Here is a 15,203-nt window from a genome sequence, read left to right as displayed (position 1 = left end):
GAAGGATATCGGGCCCATCAGGCCCTGTATTAAATATTGTCTTTTTAGCTGGCGCGTCAAGGCGGGCCGAATGAAATTTTTACGCCAGTAAAAACAGCGAGGAAGAATATGCAGCGTTGCGGATGGGTCAGCCAGGACCCACTTTACATTGCCTACCACGACAAGGAATGGGGCGTCCCCGAAACAGATGGCAACAAGCTGTTCGAAATGATCTGTCTGGAAGGCCAACAGGCCGGTTTATCATGGATCACCGTGCTAAAGAAACGAGAAAATTATCGCCACGCCTTCCACTATTTTGACCCGGAAAAAGTGGCGGCCATGACCGAAGAGGATGTGGAAAGACTGGTACTGGATGCTGGCATTATTCGCCATCGAGGAAAAATTCAGGCCATTATCGGCAACGCTCGCGCCTTTCTGACCATGGCGCAAAACGGAGAATCGTTTAGCGAGTTCGTCTGGTCATTTGTTGATAACCAACCGCAACTGACCCGCGCTGCCAACCTGAGTGATATCCCCACCTCTACACCTGCGTCAGATGCACTGTCTAAAGCGTTAAAAAAACGCGGATTTAAGTTTGTCGGCACCACCATCTGTTACTCCTTTATGCAGGCATGCGGCCTGGTCAACGACCATGTCACCACCTGTATCTGTTACCCGGGAGAACAACATGATTCGTGAATCAAAGGCTGGCGATCTACCGTCGATTCTGGCGCTGTGGATGGAAAGCACGATCCATGCCCATCCGTTTATCGAAGAACGCTACTGGCGCGAAAGTGAATCCATCGTGCGGGATGTTTATCTGCCAGCCGCACAAACCTGGGTATGGGAAGAAGAAGGGGGGCTCAAAGGCTTTGCCAGCGTCATTGACGACCGCTTTCTCGGCGCGCTGTTCGTCGCGCCTGCCGCCATCAGAAGCGGGATCGGCAAAGCGCTGGTGCAGCATGTGCAGCAGCGCTTTTCGTTACTCAGCCTCGAGGTCTACCAGAAGAATCAATCAGCGGTGAACTTCTACCATGCGCTGGGTTTTCGCATTGAAGATGGCGCATGGCAGGAAGAGACTCACCATCCCACGTGGATTATGGGTTGGCAGGCGGATCAAACGCCGTAAGCGTCAACGTTGGTCCGCTGTATTTTTCGAGCCACGCCAGCGCAGTGTTGCCCGCGCAGCCATTCCCCAGCTTCGAGCTGGGGAGATCTTTGGTCAGCACGTTGACGGCGCCATTTTTACAAATACCGTTGGCGGCGAGATCCAAATCAGGCCAGGCGCCCTCATGAATACAGATGACACCGGGTTTAATTCCCGTCGTCACGACCGCTCCCGCCAGAACGTGCCCACGCTGGTTCCACACCCTGACCGTGTCGCCATCCGCAATACCGCGCGCTTTGGCATCCTGCGGATGAATCGTGACGGGCTCACGATCCGCTACCGCATACTGTTCGCGCAACGCGCTGTAATTTAGCTGACTGTGCAAACGGTGCGCCGGATGGGCGGAAAGCAGCTGTAACTGGCCCGGCTCGGCGTTACCGAACCACTCATCCGGCTCCAGCCACATCGGATGCCCCGCACAGTCCGCGTAACCGTAACCGGCAATCCTCGCGGAGTAGATTTCAATTTTACCGCTGTCCGTTTTCAGCGGATGCGCCTGTGGGTTGCGGCGAAAATCCGCGAAACGGATAAACTGCGCGCTGGCGGCGTTTTCTGGCATTTCGATCAGCGCATTCCGCTGCCAAAACTCGGTGAATGGCGGCAACGTCACCTGCTGGCTAGCCCCACGCTGCCCGGCAATGTTGTAAAAAGTCTCCAGCCATTCCAGCTCGCTTTTGCCTTCGGTAAATCGCTCATATCCGCCCTTCTCCCAGCGTTCACTCAGCTCGGCAAAGACATCAAAATCATTTCGCGCTTCATCCTGCGGCGATACAACCTGCTTCATCGGCACCAGATGCTGGTTGCTGTAATCGCCGGTCATGGTCAAATCATTACGTTCAAAAGACGTCGTCGCCGGCAGCACGATATCGGCATGCTTCGCTGCGGCTGTCCAGAAACACTCCGAGATAACCACCAGCTCCGGTTTTTGCCAGGCGCGGATCAGGCGGTTGGTGTCCTGATGATGGGTGAAGTTAGCGCCGCCTGCCCACCAAAGCATACGGATGTCCGGGAAATGGCGGTCCATACCGTTGTGCTGATAAAAACCACCCGGGTTCTCCAGCGCTTCAACAATTCGCGCCACCGGGATTTTATCCACCGCGTCGGTGCCGTTTTTAACGCTGCCCTGCATTGAAGCCAGCACCGCAGCACGGCGCGTTGGGTTGCCGCCGTTGGCAAAATGATACGACAGCCCAAAGCCGCCGCCAGGCGTCCCGATTTGCCCGAGCATGGCGGCCAGCGTGACAATCATCCAGTGTTTCTGCTCGCCATACTGCTGGCGTTGCATACCCCATCCCGCCATCAGCATGGTGGTATTTTGGTGAAATATCGCCGCAAGTTCACGTATTTTCGCCGCCGGAACACCACAAATTTCAGCGGCCCATTCTGCCGTTTTTGCAACATCGTCAGATTTGCCCAGCAGATAGTCGGCAAAACGGTCATATCCGGTCGTACACCGGGCGAGAAAGTCCGCGTCGTGCCAGCCGTTTTCCACCAGCGTATGCGCGATACCCAGCATCAGCGCCACGTCGGTCCCCATATGCGGAGCGATCCATTCCATCTTCTCGCCAAAGAAATCGACGCTTTCCGATCGCATCGGATCGATACAGATCAACCGCTTCCCGCTGCCACGCAGTGCTTCAAAGTAAGCGAGGCCCTGCTCGTCGGAGGCGTTCCAGGCAATTTTCAGGGTATTCAGCGGATTGGCGCTCCATAACACCACCACTTCACTGTTCTCCAGCACCACCGGCCAACTGGTCTGCTGCTGGTAAACTTCGTTACCGCCCACCACGTACGGCATGATGGCCTGCGCAGCGCCCGTCGAGTAATCCCCCAGATGCCCGGTATAACCACCCGCCAGCGCCATATAACGCTGTAACAGGGTTGCGGCTTTGTGTAACACGCCGTTGGAACGCCAGCCGTAGGAACCGGCAAAAATCGAGGCCGGCCCGTAGCTGTCACGGATGCGTTTATGCTGCGTATGGATAAGATTCAGCGCGTCGTCCCAACTGACACGAACAAATTCATCTTGCCCGCGCACCCCCTGCGGATTCTCCGGCGAGGCGAGAAAGCCTTTACGCACCATGGGAAAACGTACCCGCGTTTTACTGTGTACCTGGTCGCGCACCACGGTTTGCAAAGAGTTGGGATGGGCGGTGGGCAGCGCGCCGCGAGAGGAGAAAACCGTCTCGCCATCGGTTTCGACGAGAATAGGTCCCCAGTGGGCGGCGGTTAACACCGAGTAATGTGCGGGTGAATTAGCCAAGATGGCGCTCCTGAATGCGATGTGACGGCTTATTTATTATGCCGTTCAATGTTACTTACAAATTTCAGAGTCTTCCCTGGAATTTTCTTCATGTTCACACGTCATAATCAACCGCCACGGTCGCTGTGGCAAAGAAGAAAAAGTCATTAAGGAATTAAGATGAAGAAACGTGTTTTTGTTATTGCTGCCATCGTGAGCGGCGCCCTGGCGGTTTCTGGCTGCACAACAAACCCTTACACCGGCGAACGCGAAGCGGGTAAATCCGGCATTGGCGCGGGTATTGGCTCTCTGGTCGGCGCGGGTATTGGCGCACTCTCTTCTTCGAAGAAAGATCGCGGCAAAGGCGCGCTGATTGGTGCGGCGGCTGGCGCGGCCGTTGGCGGCGGTGTCGGCTATTACATGGACGTGCAGGAAGCAAAACTGCGCGACAAAATGCAGGGAACGGGCGTCAGCGTGACGCGCAGTGGCGATAACATCATCCTGAATATGCCAAATAACGTCACCTTCGACAGCAACAGCAGCAACCTGAAACCTGCGGGTGCCAACACCCTGACCGGCGTGGCAATGGTACTGAAAGAGTACAATAAAACCGCCGTCAACGTGCTCGGCTTCACCGACAGCACCGGCAGTCAGGATCTGAATATGCGCCTGTCGCAGCAGCGCGCGGACTCCGTGGCCAGCGCCTTAATCACTCAAGGCGTCGCCGCTAACCGTATCCGCACTCAGGGTATGGGCCCGGCAAATCCGATCGCCAGCAACAGCACGGCGGAAGGTAAAGCGCAAAACCGCCGCGTAGAGATCACCTTAAGCCCGCTCCAGTAACGTTTTGTGCCGGATAATGGCAGCGTCTTATCCGGCATGAAGCACTTGCCATCGTTGATTTTCGCGTTAAGGTGTTGTCACCAAATTTAGGGAAATCAGCGATGAGCAAATCAACACGGGCAACCATCAGCGATGTGGCGAAAGCCGCAAAAACCGGCAAGACCAGCATTTCACGCTACCTCAACGGTGAAAAGCACCTGCTTTCCGACGCGCTACTGGCCCGCATTGAACAAGCCATTGCCGATCTCGACTACCGTCCCAGCCTGATGGCAAGAGGCCTGAAACACGGTCGTACCCGTCTGATTGGTCTGATCATCGCCGATATTACTAATCCCTACTCCGTCAACGTGTTAAGCGGGATTGAAGCCGCCTGTCGCGATAAGGGCTTTACCCCGCTGGTGTGTAACACCAACAACGAAGTGGATCAGGAGCTGCATTATCTCGACCTGCTGCGCAGCTACCAGGTCGAAGGGATTGTGGTCAACGCCGTTGGAATGCGCGAAGAGGGGCTGAACCGCCTGCAACAGTCTGCGCTGCCGATGGTACTGATTGACCGTAAAATTCCCGATTTTGCCTGTGATATGGTCGGGCTGGATAACACCCAGGCGGCAACGGTTGCCACTGAACATCTGGTCGAGCAAGGTTTTGAAGCCATCCTGTTCCTCAGCGAACCGCTGGGCATGGTGAATACCCGCCGCGAACGCCTGAGCGCTTTTCGCGCCACGCTCGCACAGTACCCCGGCGTTATCGCGCAAAATGCCGAAGTCCCGCTAACGGACAATACGCAACTGGATGACACGCTGCGCCAGTTTCACCAGCAGCATCGGGGGATGCGCAAAGCCGTTATCTCTGCCAACGGCGCTCTCACGCTGCAGGTTGCCCGCGCCCTGAAACGCATTGGCCTTAACTGGGGCAGCGATATCGGCCTGCTCGGTTTTGACGAACTGGAATGGGCGGAGCTGGCGGGCGTCGGTATCACCACGTTGAAACAACCCACATGGCAGATTGGCTACACCGCCGTTGAGCAGGTTGTACGCCGAATTGATGGCGGCTCTGCTGCCATTCAGGAACAGGTATTCTCCGGCGAGCTGATCGTGCGCGGCTCAACCGCCCGTTAAATTTCCTTCGTGATGGTGATCATAAATTCGACATCATGAGCTTTTCTTTGGAACCGGTTCCATCTAGCGTTATAACAAGAATGCTAGTCTGGAGTTTCCATGAAAAGAAAAATTATGGTGGTTACCGCCGCCTACGGCTACGACCAGGTGCGGGCAGCAGGCGGGCAAACGGCAATGTTGCCCATCATTGCCGAAGCCGGTGCTGACGGCGTCGAAATCCGCCGCGAGTTATTAACCGACGCCGAGCTGAAAACGCTGTCCACAATGGCCTCTGCAATCGAACTCTTCGGCCTGCTGGCCTGTTATTCAGCGCCTGAACCGTTATTCCTTGAGGATGGGAACCTGAATCCCCGACTTCCGCAGCTCCTCGAAGAAGCGCAGGCCCTACAGGCGCTGTGGTTAAAAGTCTCTCTCGGTCATTTTTCCCATACCGAACAGTTCGACGATTTACGTGAATGGCTGGACAACAGCGGCATGGAGCTGGTTGTGGAAAACGATCAGACCGCCTGCGGACGCCTGCAGCCGATGCAACGTTTTAATGAAGCCTGTCAGACGCAAAACCTGCCGATATCTCTGACTTTCGATATGGGCAACTGGCTGTGGGTTGGCGACTCCCCGGAACAGGCCGCGCAGAATCTGGCGCCAACCGTCGGATATATCCATGTCAAAGCCGCAGTTACGCATCGCGATAGCTACCGTGCCGTACCGCCTGATGAAGCAGATTCACGCTGGCTGGCGCTGTTAAAAACGCTGCCCAACGATGTTCCGCGCGGTATTGAGTTCCCCCTGGAAGGGCAGGATTTGACGGCGGTTACCCGCCACTACGTCGAGCTGTTACGCGAGGAGTAACACATGAAAAATTCACTGGATGCGGTCACTATTGGTGAAGCGATGGCGATGTTTGTCGCCACGCAAATCGGCGAACTCACGGATGTAGAGCAGTTTATCAAGCGCGTTGCAGGCGCTGAACTCAACGTGGCGACCGGTCTTGCTCGTCTGGGCCTGAAGGTCGGCTGGGTGAGCCGCTTAGGCAACGACAGTTTTGGTCGTTTTATCATTAAGTCGCTGGAAAAAGAAGGGATAGATGCGCAGGGAGTTACCCTGGATGGGCGTTACGCTACCGGCTTTCAGCTTAAATCTAAGGTCGAAAATGGAACCGATCCCATTGTGGAGTATTTCCGCAAAGGTTCCGCCGCCAGCCACCTCAGCGTTGAGGATTATCATGAGGACTATTTCGCCAGCGCGCGCCACTTGCACCTGAGCGGCGTGGCGGCAGCGCTTTCTGCCAGCTCCTATGAACTACTGGCGCACACCGCCCGCACGCTGAAAGCCCAGGGGAAGACCATCTCGTTCGACCCAAATTTGCGTCCGGTGCTGTGGAAAAGCGAAGCCGAGATGGTGGAAAAACTGAACCGGCTGGCATTCCAGGCTGACTGGGTTTTACCTGGATTAAAAGAGGGGATGATTTTAACCGGCCAACAGACGCCTGAAGCCATCGCCGACTTTTATCTGCGTCACGGAGTGAAGGCCGTGATCATCAAAACCGGGGCTGATGGCGCCTGGTACAAAACAGCCAGCGGTGAACAAGGTTGCGTTGCACCGGTAAAAGTCGACAACGTGGTCGATACGGTCGGCGCAGGCGATGGCTTTGCCGTGGGCGTTATCAGCGCCCTGCTGGAAGGCCGTTCGCTGCATCAGGCGGTGACCCGCGGCAATAAAATCGGCGCACTGGCCATTCAGGTTCAGGGCGACAGCGAAGGATTACCCACACGTGAACAATTAGGGGAATAAACTCCCGGCCAACTCTGTCTCTGTACCCTACATACAGAGGCGGCGTATCAGCATAACCAGAGGGCAGTCTATGAATAGCTCAACTAATGCAGCAAAACGCTGGTGGTACATTATGCCAATCGTGTTTATCACGTATAGCCTGGCGTACCTTGACCGTGCGAACTTCAGCTTCGCCTCCGCCGCCGGTATCAACGAGGACCTCGGCATTACCAAAGGGATCTCTTCCCTGCTGGGCGCTCTGTTTTTCCTCGGCTATTTCTTCTTTCAGATCCCAGGCGCGATTTACGCAGAACGGCGCAGCGTACGAAAACTGATTTTTGTCTGTCTGATCCTCTGGGGCGCATGCGCGTCGTTAACCGGTATGGTCAGCAATATTCCAATGCTTGCCGCCATCCGCTTTATTCTTGGCGTCGTTGAAGCCGCGGTGATGCCCGCAATGCTGATTTATATCAGCAACTGGTTTACGAAATCCGAGCGCTCGCGCGCTAACACTTTCCTGATCCTCGGAAACCCGGTTACCGTCCTGTGGATGTCTGTGGTTTCCGGTTATCTGATCCAGGCGCTGGGCTGGCGGGAAATGTTTATCATCGAGGGCTTCCCAGCCATCATCTGGGCGTTCTGCTGGTGGGTATTGGTAAAAGACAAACCGTCTCAGGTCGGCTGGCTGTCAGAATCTGAAAAAGCCGCCCTTCAGGCGCAACTGGAAAAAGAGCAGCAAGGCATCAAAGCCGTGCGTAACTATAGCGAGGCCTTCCGCTCACGTAACGTCATCCTGCTGTGCATGCAGTATTTCGCCTGGAGTATTGGCGTCTATGGTTTTGTCCTGTGGCTACCGTCGATTATCCGCAACGGCGGCGCAAATCTGGGCATGGTAGAGGTTGGCTGGCTGTCATCCGTACCTTATCTGGCGGCGACGGCGGCGATGATCCTCGTCTCCTGGGCCTCCGATAAGCTGCAAAACCGTAAACTGTTTGTCTGGCCGCTGTTATTGATAGCCGCTTTCGCTTTTATCGGCTCCTGGGCCGTGGGTGCAGACCACTTCTGGATTTCTTACACGCTGTTAGTTATTGCGGGTGCGGCAATGTACGCCCCATATGGCCCTTTCTTCGCCATCATCCCGGAAATGCTGCCGCGCAACGTCGCCGGGGGTGCAATGGCGCTGATTAACAGCATGGGCGCGCTAGGCTCATTCTTTGGTTCATGGTTTGTCGGCTACCTCAATGGCGCAACCGGCAGCCCATCCGCCTCGTACATTTTTATGGGGGTAGCGCTTTTTGTCTCAGTATGGCTAACTTTAATTGTTAAGCCTGCTAATAATCAGCAATTACCTATTGGCGCACGCCACGCTTAAATTTTAACTTACGGAGATTCGCATGAAGCCGTCCATTATTCTCTATAAAGCGTTACCTGACGATTTACTGCATCGCCTGGAAGAGCATTTTACTGTGACTCATGTGCCTAACCTGCGCCCGGAAACGGTCGCACAGCACGCCGAGGCTTTTGCCAACGCGGAAGGTCTGCTGGGTTCCAGTGAAGCCGTCAATACCGCCCTACTGGAGAGAATGCCCAGGCTTCGTGCGACATCCACGATTTCCGTAGGTTATGACAACTTCGACGTCGATGCCCTCAACGCGCGCAAGGTGCTGTTGATGCACACGCCAACCGTGCTGACGGAAACTGTCGCCGATACGGTAATGGCGCTGGTGTTAAGCACCGCTCGCCGCGTGGTAGAAGTTGCTGAACGGGTGAAAATTGGCGAGTGGACCAAAAGTATCGGGCCGGACTGGTTTGGTACGGATGTACACCACAAAACGCTGGGGATTGTCGGCATGGGCCGTATTGGTCTGGCGCTGGCGCAACGCGCGCATTTTGGTTTTAGCATGCCGATTCTTTATAACGCGCGCCGTCATCACCAGGAGGCGGAAGAACGCTTCAACGCGCGTTACTGCGACCTCGATACGCTGTTGCAGGAGTCCGATTTTGTCTGCCTGATCCTGCCGTTAACCGCAGAAACGCATCATCTGTTTAGTACCGAACAGTTTGCCAAAATGAAGTCCTCCGCCATTTTCATTAACGCCGGGCGTGGGCCAGTGGTCGATGAAAAAGCGCTGATTGCCGCCCTGCAAAGCGGGGAAATTCATGCCGCAGGCCTTGATGTGTTTGAGCAGGAGCCATTACCAGCAGACTCACCGCTATTGGCGCTGCCAAACGTGGTAGCCGTACCGCACATAGGTTCAGCGACGCATGAAACGCGCTATAACATGGCGGCCTGTGCGGTGGATAACTTAATCGATGCGCTGCAAGGACGCGTTGAGAAGAATTGCGTGAACCCGCAGGTCGCGCCATAAACAAAAGGCCGGGTAGCGCTTACGCTTACCCGGCCTTTTATGTATTACAGCGCCTTCATTACTGAGCGGCATTCACCGCAGCAGTCCAGGCCTGATTAAATGCCTGATGCTGAGAGGCCAACGGGCCAATCAGCGTGTTGTACTGACTTGCCTGCTGTGAAGTTGGGAACTGGATACCGTTAGCGACAAAGCTCACCTGCGTATCCTGCTGTGCCACAAAATCACCGACCTGCACTAACTGCTGCGTGAAGATTTGCGCGGCAGGGATCAGCGGCTGTAGCGCCTCTGAAGGTACAGTGACGACTTTATTGTAGACCTGGTCAAAGACCGGCTTCAGATCCTCGCCCTGCTTCAGCGCGCCATGCGCAGCATCTGCCTGCAGTTTCGCATTCTGCAACTGTTGCCCTAACACGCCCAGCGCACCATTTGCCTGACGCAGCGGTTCACGCTGAGTCACATAATCCTGAGGAACACGAATCGCATTTACGCTATCAACCACCGGGCGCAGACCGGAGTCCATTGCCTGATTAACCTGCTGCGAATAGCCATACAGAATCGCGTAATCGGACACAAACGGGCCAAACTGTTTTTTCTGATCGGCGGTCAGCGTTGGTAAACGCTCTCCGCTACGCATTGCAGTATTCTGCAGAAAATCGATAAACGCTTTGCGTTGATCGCCTTCTTTATCAAAACACCCACTCAGGCCAACTACCATTAAGAGCGCCAAAACAGGCGCAAACCAGCGAGAGCAGGACTTACCTGTCGCCATTTTAATACTCCTTTCACCCAAAAATGCGCACAACGACACCCGCGTGCCTGACGTTGACAAGGATAGTCCAGGTCAGCCCCGCAAGATACCCTTTCCGCGTAATCTTGTGGGGGAAAATAACCGCTCCCGCCACCCATCGTTTTGCTAAACAATGCGCCATTTACCACACGACGTCATATTTTAGTCATCTTTACAATCGGGATCGATCGTTCGCAGATCACGACCTTAATCAGTTCGTTAGCCTGCAAAAGATTGTCGACCCCGATCCGCTGAAACGAATCCATCACACAAACCTAAAATCCGGCTTCATTTTTTCCGACTACTCTTAATGAGCTTCGATGAAATTCACGATCCCGCTGTGTGATTTGTAGGAGTTCTCAATGGAATACAAAGATCCTATGTTTGAACTGCTGAGCAGTCTGGAGCAGATTGTTTTTAAAGATGTATCGCAGATGGTTACTCTGACGCAAAAAACCAACCCTTTCACCGAATTTGAACAGCTACGACGAGGGACAGGTTTAAAAACAGATGATTTTGCCCGAGTGATGGGCGTGACGGTCGCGACGGTTCATGAATGGGAGTCTAAACGCGTAAAGCCTTCCAATACCGAATTGAAGTTAATGCGCCTGATTCAGGCAGACCCAAGATTAAGTAAGCAACTGATGGATTGAACTATTTTTTAATTTTACTTATGAACGGTCCTGTAAAAGGGCCGTTCCCTTAAGGGGGTTATCCACAAAAAAGAAAATAGTAGTTGCATCCACATGCGTAAAATGAGTTAATGCCCTCAACGGTTTGACGTACAGACCATTACAGCAGTTAGTAAGGCAAGTCCCTTCAAGAGTTATCGTTGATACCCTTCGTAGTGAGCATTTCCTTTACTGTTAAAAAATCTGTAAAGCACGCCATATCGCCGAAAGGCACACTTATTTTTTAAAAGGTAATACACTATGTCCGGTAAAATGACTGGTATCGTAAAATGGTTCAACGCTGACAAAGGTTTCGGCTTCATCACTCCTGACGATGGCTCTAAAGACGTGTTCGTACACTTCTCTGCTATCCAGAACGATGGCTACAAATCTCTGGACGAAGGTCAGAAAGTTTCCTTCACCATCGAAAGCGGCGCTAAAGGCCCGGCAGCTGGCAACGTAACCAGCCTGTAAGCTTAAAAAGCTCAAAATTCTGAATCCCTGCCAAACGGCGGGGATTTTTTTTATCTGTACTTCGCAACACTCCCCGCCCAAACGCTTCTTTGCATTACTTTACCCGTCCTCCCTTTGACCTTTCCCTAAGGGCAAGCTTTATAGTGAGCCAGTCTGTATTCCACAATATTCACAAGGAATTGAAGCTATGTCGAAATCCTCACTGCTGCTGGTTTTAGGTTTGCTCACAACCGGTAGCGCGTTCGCAGCAACTCCGGAAGCTGCTTTTCTGGCGGAACACGGGCTCAGCGGTAAATCCGTCGAGCAAATCGTCGAGACCATTGACCAGTCGCCACAGAACCGCCCGCTGCCGTACTCAGCATCAATCACCAGTACCGAACTGAAGCTCTCTTCGGGCGATCAGATTTATACCCTACCGCTCGGTGACAAGTTCTATCTGTCATTTGCCCCCTATGAATGGCAAACACATCCTTGCTTCAACCACAGCCTTTCTGGCTGCCAGGGCGAAATGCCGGAGAAGGCATTCAATGTCAAAGTGACGGATAACAAGGGTGAGGTGGTGGTACAAAAAGTGATGAAGAGTGGTCGAAATGGCTTCGTCGGGGTATGGCTACCGCGCAATATGGCAGGCACAATCGCGGTAAGTTACAACGGTAAAACGGCGGAGTATCCCATCAAGACGATGGAAGACAGCCAGACCTGTCTGACAAAATTACAGCTGCGCTAACTACATACAAAAAAGCCGGATGGCACAATGCTTATCCGGCTTTTCTAAGTCAGCTCAGGAGCGTTACTGCAGCAAAGAAATATCCGCTACGCGCAGGAACAGTTCGCGCAGTTTTGCGAGCATAGACAGACGGTTAATACGCAGATCTTTATCTTCCACGTTGACCATCACTTTCTCGAAGAACGCATCAACCGGTTCACGCAGTTCCGCCAACTCAACCAGCGCCTCCTGGTAACGACCAGCTGCAAAGACAGGCTCCAGCTTATCGCGCAGCACCACAACCTGCAGCGCCAGCGCAATTTCTTCCGGCTCTTTCAGCGTTGCCGAATTTACGCGGTCATTCAGCGTCTCTTCAGACTTCGCCAGGATGTTCGATACACGCTTGTTCGCTGCAGCCAGCGCGGACGCGGCCTCCAGCGTACGGAAGTGCGAAACCGCCTTCATACGTGCGTCGAAATCAGCCGGACGAGTCGGACGACGCGCCAGTACTGCCTGAATGGTATCGACGGTGTAACCTTCATCCTGATACCAGGCGCGGAAGCGACCAAGCATAAAGTCGATCACATCATCCACCACGTTGGCGTTAGTCAGCTTGTCGCCATACAGACGAACAGCTTCTTCGGTCAACGTTTGTAGATCCAGATTCAGGTTCTTCTCAACGATGATACGCAGTACGCCCAGCGCGGCACGACGCAGCGCAAACGGGTCTTTGTCGCCTTTCGGATGCTGACCGATACCGAAGATACCTGCCAGTGTGTCCATCTTATCGGCAATCGCCACGGCACAGGCAACCGGGTTAGATGGCAGGTCATCACCAGCAAAACGCGGCTGATACTGCTCGTTCAGCGCCACAGCGACATCTTCCGCTTCACCATCGTGACGCGCGTAGTGCATGCCCATCACGCCCTGGGTATCGGTGAACTCGAAGACCATGTTGGTCATCAGGTCACACTTGGACAGCAGGCCAGCACGCGTTGCGTGGTTAACGTCAGCGCCAATCTGACCAGCAATCCAGCCCGCCAGCGCCTGGATACGGTCAGTCTTGTCGCGCAGCGTACCCAGTTGCTGTTGGAACAGCACGGTTTGCAGACGCGGCAGATGGTCTTCCAGACGTTTTTTACGGTCAGTATTGAAGAAGAATTCGGCATCCGCCAGACGCGGACGAACCACCTTCTCGTTACCGGAGATGATTTGCTGCGGGTCTTTGGATTCGATGTTGGCAACGAAGATAAAATTCGGCAGCAGTTTGCCGTCGTTCGCGTATACCGGGAAGTACTTCTGGTCACCTTTCATGGTGTGTACCAGCGCTTCGGACGGAACAGCGAGGAATTTTTCTTCGAACTTCGCGGTCAGCACGACCGGCCATTCCACCAGCGAGGTGACTTCTTCCAGCAGGCTTTCACTCAGATCGGCGTTGCCGCCAATTTTACGCGCCGCGTCTTCGGCATCGGCTTTGATTTTGGCTTTACGCTCAGCGTAATCCGCAATCACTTTGCCGCGCTCACGCAGAATTTCTGGGTACTGATCGGCATTATCGATGGTGAACTCCGGCTCGCCCATAAAGCGATGCCCGCGGATCACGCGATCGGACTGAATACCCAGAATAGTTGCCGGAATAACTTTATCGCCCAGCAGCAACGTCACGGTGTGAACCGGACGCACGAAGTGAACGTCAGACGCGCCCCAGCGCATCAGTTTCGGGATCGGCAGCTTCGCCAGTGAGGTGGCGATCATGTTCGGCAGCAACGCTTCAGCGCTTTCGCCTTTCACATGCGCGCGATACAGCAGCCACTCGCCTTTGTCGGTGGTCAGACGCTCAGCCTGATCAACCGTGATGCCACAGCCACGCGCCCAACCTTCGGCCGCTTTGCTCGGTTTACCTTCGGCGTCAAACGCCTGGGCGATAGCCGGGCCGCGTTTTTCTACTTCACGGTCGGGTTGTGCTTCAGCCAGGGCAGCGACTTTCAACGCCAGACGACGCGGCGCGGCGAACCACTCCACGTTGCTGTGCGCGATGCCAGCATTATCCAGCTCCGCGGTAAAGTTCGCAGCAAAGGACTCAGCCAGGCTGCGCAGTGCTTTTGGTGGCAGCTCTTCAGTGCCGATTTCCACCAGAAAAGTTTTCTCAGACATGGCCGCCTCTTATTTCTCTTTGTTGCACATCGGGAAGCCAAGGGCTTCACGGGAAGCGTAGTAAGCTTCTGCCACTGCTTTGGTCAGGGTGCGAATACGCAGGATATAGCGCTGACGCTCGGTGACGGAGATGGCTTTACGCGCATCCAGCAGGTTGAAGCTATGGGCGGCTTTCAGAATACGTTCATACGCAGGCAGCGGCAGCGGATTTTCCAGCGCCAGCAACTGCTGCGCTTCTTTCTCGTACTGCTCGAAGCAGGTGAACAGGAAGTCCACGTCGGCGTATTCGAAGTTGTAGGTGGATTGCTCCACTTCGTTCTGATGGAACACGTCGCCGTAAGTGGTTTTACCCAGCGGGCCGTCGCTCCAGACCAGGTCGTAAACGCTGTCTACGCCCTGAATGTACATGGCCAGACGTTCCAGACCGTAGGTAATTTCCCCGGTCACTGGTTTACATTCCAGACCACCAACTTGCTGGAAGTAGGTGAACTGCGTGACTTCCATACCGTTCAGCCACACTTCCCAACCCAGACCCCAGGCACCCAGCGTTGGGTTTTCCCAGTTATCTTCTACGAAACGGATATCGTGAATGGTCGGGTCCATACCCAGCTCTTTCAGAGAACCCAGGTACAGCTCCTGAATGTTGTCCGGAGACGGCTTAATCACTACCTGGAACTGATAGTAGTGCTGTAAGCGGTTCGGGTTTTCGCCATAGCGGCCGTCGGTCGGACGACGAGAAGGCTGCACATAAGCAGTCGCCATCGGTTCCGGCCCCAGCGCCCGCAGGCAGGTCATTGGGTGAGATGTCCCCGCGCCGACTTCCATGTCCAATGGTTGAACGATGGTGCAGCCCTGGCGAGCCCAGTAATCCTGTAAGGTCAGGATCAAGCCCTGGAAGGTCCTGGTATCAAACTTTTGCATA

The 15,203-nt window shown here is 54.3% G+C and carries 15 protein-coding genes; 11 read left to right on the top strand and 4 right to left on the bottom strand.

What is annotated here, in order from left to right; translation table 11 throughout:
• Positions 1-108 precede the first annotated feature (108 nt).
• Both tag and GFC06_RS05420 read left to right on the top strand, forming a co-directional pair.
• Entirely contained in the window at positions 109-678 is a 570-nt protein-coding gene (tag, locus tag GFC06_RS05425) for a DNA-3-methyladenine glycosylase I (RefSeq protein WP_047501346.1), read from the top strand.
• Positions 668-1,108 carry an N-acetyltransferase gene (locus GFC06_RS05420; RefSeq protein ID WP_153689920.1) on the top strand — a complete coding sequence of 147 codons (441 nt, stop codon included), beginning with the start codon at positions 668-670 and terminating at the stop codon, positions 1,106-1,108. The genes tag and GFC06_RS05420 overlap by 11 nt, the downstream gene beginning before the upstream one ends.
• Here the strand turns inward: GFC06_RS05420 and GFC06_RS05415 are convergent.
• Positions 1,077-3,410 carry a molybdopterin guanine dinucleotide-containing S/N-oxide reductase gene (locus GFC06_RS05415; protein WP_153689919.1) on the bottom strand — a complete coding sequence of 778 codons (2,334 nt, stop codon included), beginning with the start codon at positions 3,408-3,410 and terminating at the stop codon, positions 1,077-1,079. The genes GFC06_RS05420 and GFC06_RS05415 overlap by 32 nt on opposite strands.
• A gap of 159 nt (positions 3,411-3,569) precedes the next feature.
• On the opposite strand from GFC06_RS05415, the gene GFC06_RS05410 reads away from it, so the two are divergent.
• The 6 genes from GFC06_RS05410 (at position 3,570) to ghrB (ending at position 9,489) form a co-directional block, all read left to right on the top strand.
• Positions 3,570-4,232 carry an OmpA family lipoprotein gene (locus tag GFC06_RS05410; protein WP_016157720.1) on the top strand — a complete coding sequence of 221 codons (663 nt, stop codon included), beginning with the start codon at positions 3,570-3,572 and terminating at the stop codon, positions 4,230-4,232.
• 101 nt (positions 4,233-4,333) lie between these two features.
• Positions 4,334-5,350 (top strand): LacI family DNA-binding transcriptional regulator, encoded by a 1,017-nt coding sequence (locus GFC06_RS05405; protein WP_005133828.1) that lies wholly within the window; start codon positions 4,334-4,336, stop codon positions 5,348-5,350.
• 99 nt (positions 5,351-5,449) lie between these two features.
• Positions 5,450-6,199: a sugar phosphate isomerase/epimerase family protein gene (locus GFC06_RS05400; protein ID WP_016154912.1), complete on the top strand. Its 750-nt coding sequence runs from the start codon at positions 5,450-5,452 to the stop codon at positions 6,197-6,199.
• A 3-nt stretch (positions 6,200-6,202) separates the two neighbouring features.
• Entirely contained in the window at positions 6,203-7,141 is a 939-nt protein-coding gene (locus tag GFC06_RS05395) for a sugar kinase (RefSeq protein ID WP_153689918.1), read from the top strand.
• 70 nt (positions 7,142-7,211) lie between these two features.
• Positions 7,212-8,492, top strand: coding sequence for an MFS transporter (locus GFC06_RS05390; RefSeq protein WP_003827389.1), 1,281 nt, complete (start codon positions 7,212-7,214; stop codon positions 8,490-8,492).
• 22 nt (positions 8,493-8,514) lie between these two features.
• Entirely contained in the window at positions 8,515-9,489 is a 975-nt protein-coding gene (gene ghrB / locus GFC06_RS05385) for a glyoxylate/hydroxypyruvate reductase GhrB (RefSeq protein ID WP_016154914.1), read from the top strand.
• Positions 9,490-9,547: 58 nt separating this feature from the next.
• Here the strand turns inward: ghrB and GFC06_RS05380 are convergent, their stop codons facing one another.
• Entirely contained in the window at positions 9,548-10,258 is a 711-nt protein-coding gene (locus tag GFC06_RS05380; protein ID WP_016154915.1) for a DUF3053 domain-containing protein, read from the bottom strand.
• Positions 10,259-10,638: 380 nt separating this feature from the next.
• Here GFC06_RS05380 and GFC06_RS05375 point away from each other — a divergent pair, with 380 nt between their 5' ends.
• From GFC06_RS05375 to cueP, 3 genes are all read left to right on the top strand, one after another.
• Entirely contained in the window at positions 10,639-10,929 is a 291-nt protein-coding gene (locus tag GFC06_RS05375) for an HTH-type transcriptional regulator (protein ID WP_153689917.1), read from the top strand.
• A gap of 279 nt (positions 10,930-11,208) precedes the next feature.
• Positions 11,209-11,421 (top strand): transcription antiterminator/RNA stability regulator CspE, encoded by a 213-nt coding sequence (gene cspE / locus GFC06_RS05370; protein WP_000014594.1) that lies wholly within the window; start codon positions 11,209-11,211, stop codon positions 11,419-11,421.
• A 187-nt stretch (positions 11,422-11,608) separates the two neighbouring features.
• Entirely contained in the window at positions 11,609-12,148 is a 540-nt protein-coding gene (gene cueP, locus GFC06_RS05365) for a copper-binding periplasmic metallochaperone CueP (RefSeq protein WP_046275781.1), read from the top strand.
• 63 nt (positions 12,149-12,211) lie between these two features.
• Here cueP and glyS read toward each other — a convergent pair whose 3' ends face one another.
• Both glyS and glyQ read right to left on the bottom strand, forming a co-directional pair.
• A complete protein-coding gene (glyS, locus tag GFC06_RS05360; protein WP_153689916.1) occupies positions 12,212-14,281 on the bottom strand; it encodes a glycine--tRNA ligase subunit beta in 2,070 nt (689 codons plus the stop codon).
• Between the two features lie 9 nt (positions 14,282-14,290).
• On the bottom strand, positions 14,291-15,202 hold the full coding sequence (glyQ, locus tag GFC06_RS05355) for a glycine--tRNA ligase subunit alpha (RefSeq protein ID WP_001168552.1): 912 nt from the start codon (positions 15,200-15,202) through the stop codon (positions 14,291-14,293).
• Between the last annotated feature and the right edge of the window lies 1 nt (position 15,203).

Origin of the sequence: Citrobacter braakii (assembly GCF_009648935.1) — a bacterium.
Lineage (GTDB): Bacteria > Pseudomonadota > Gammaproteobacteria > Enterobacterales > Enterobacteriaceae > Citrobacter > Citrobacter braakii.
This window is presented reverse-complemented; position numbering and strand designations above follow the sequence as displayed.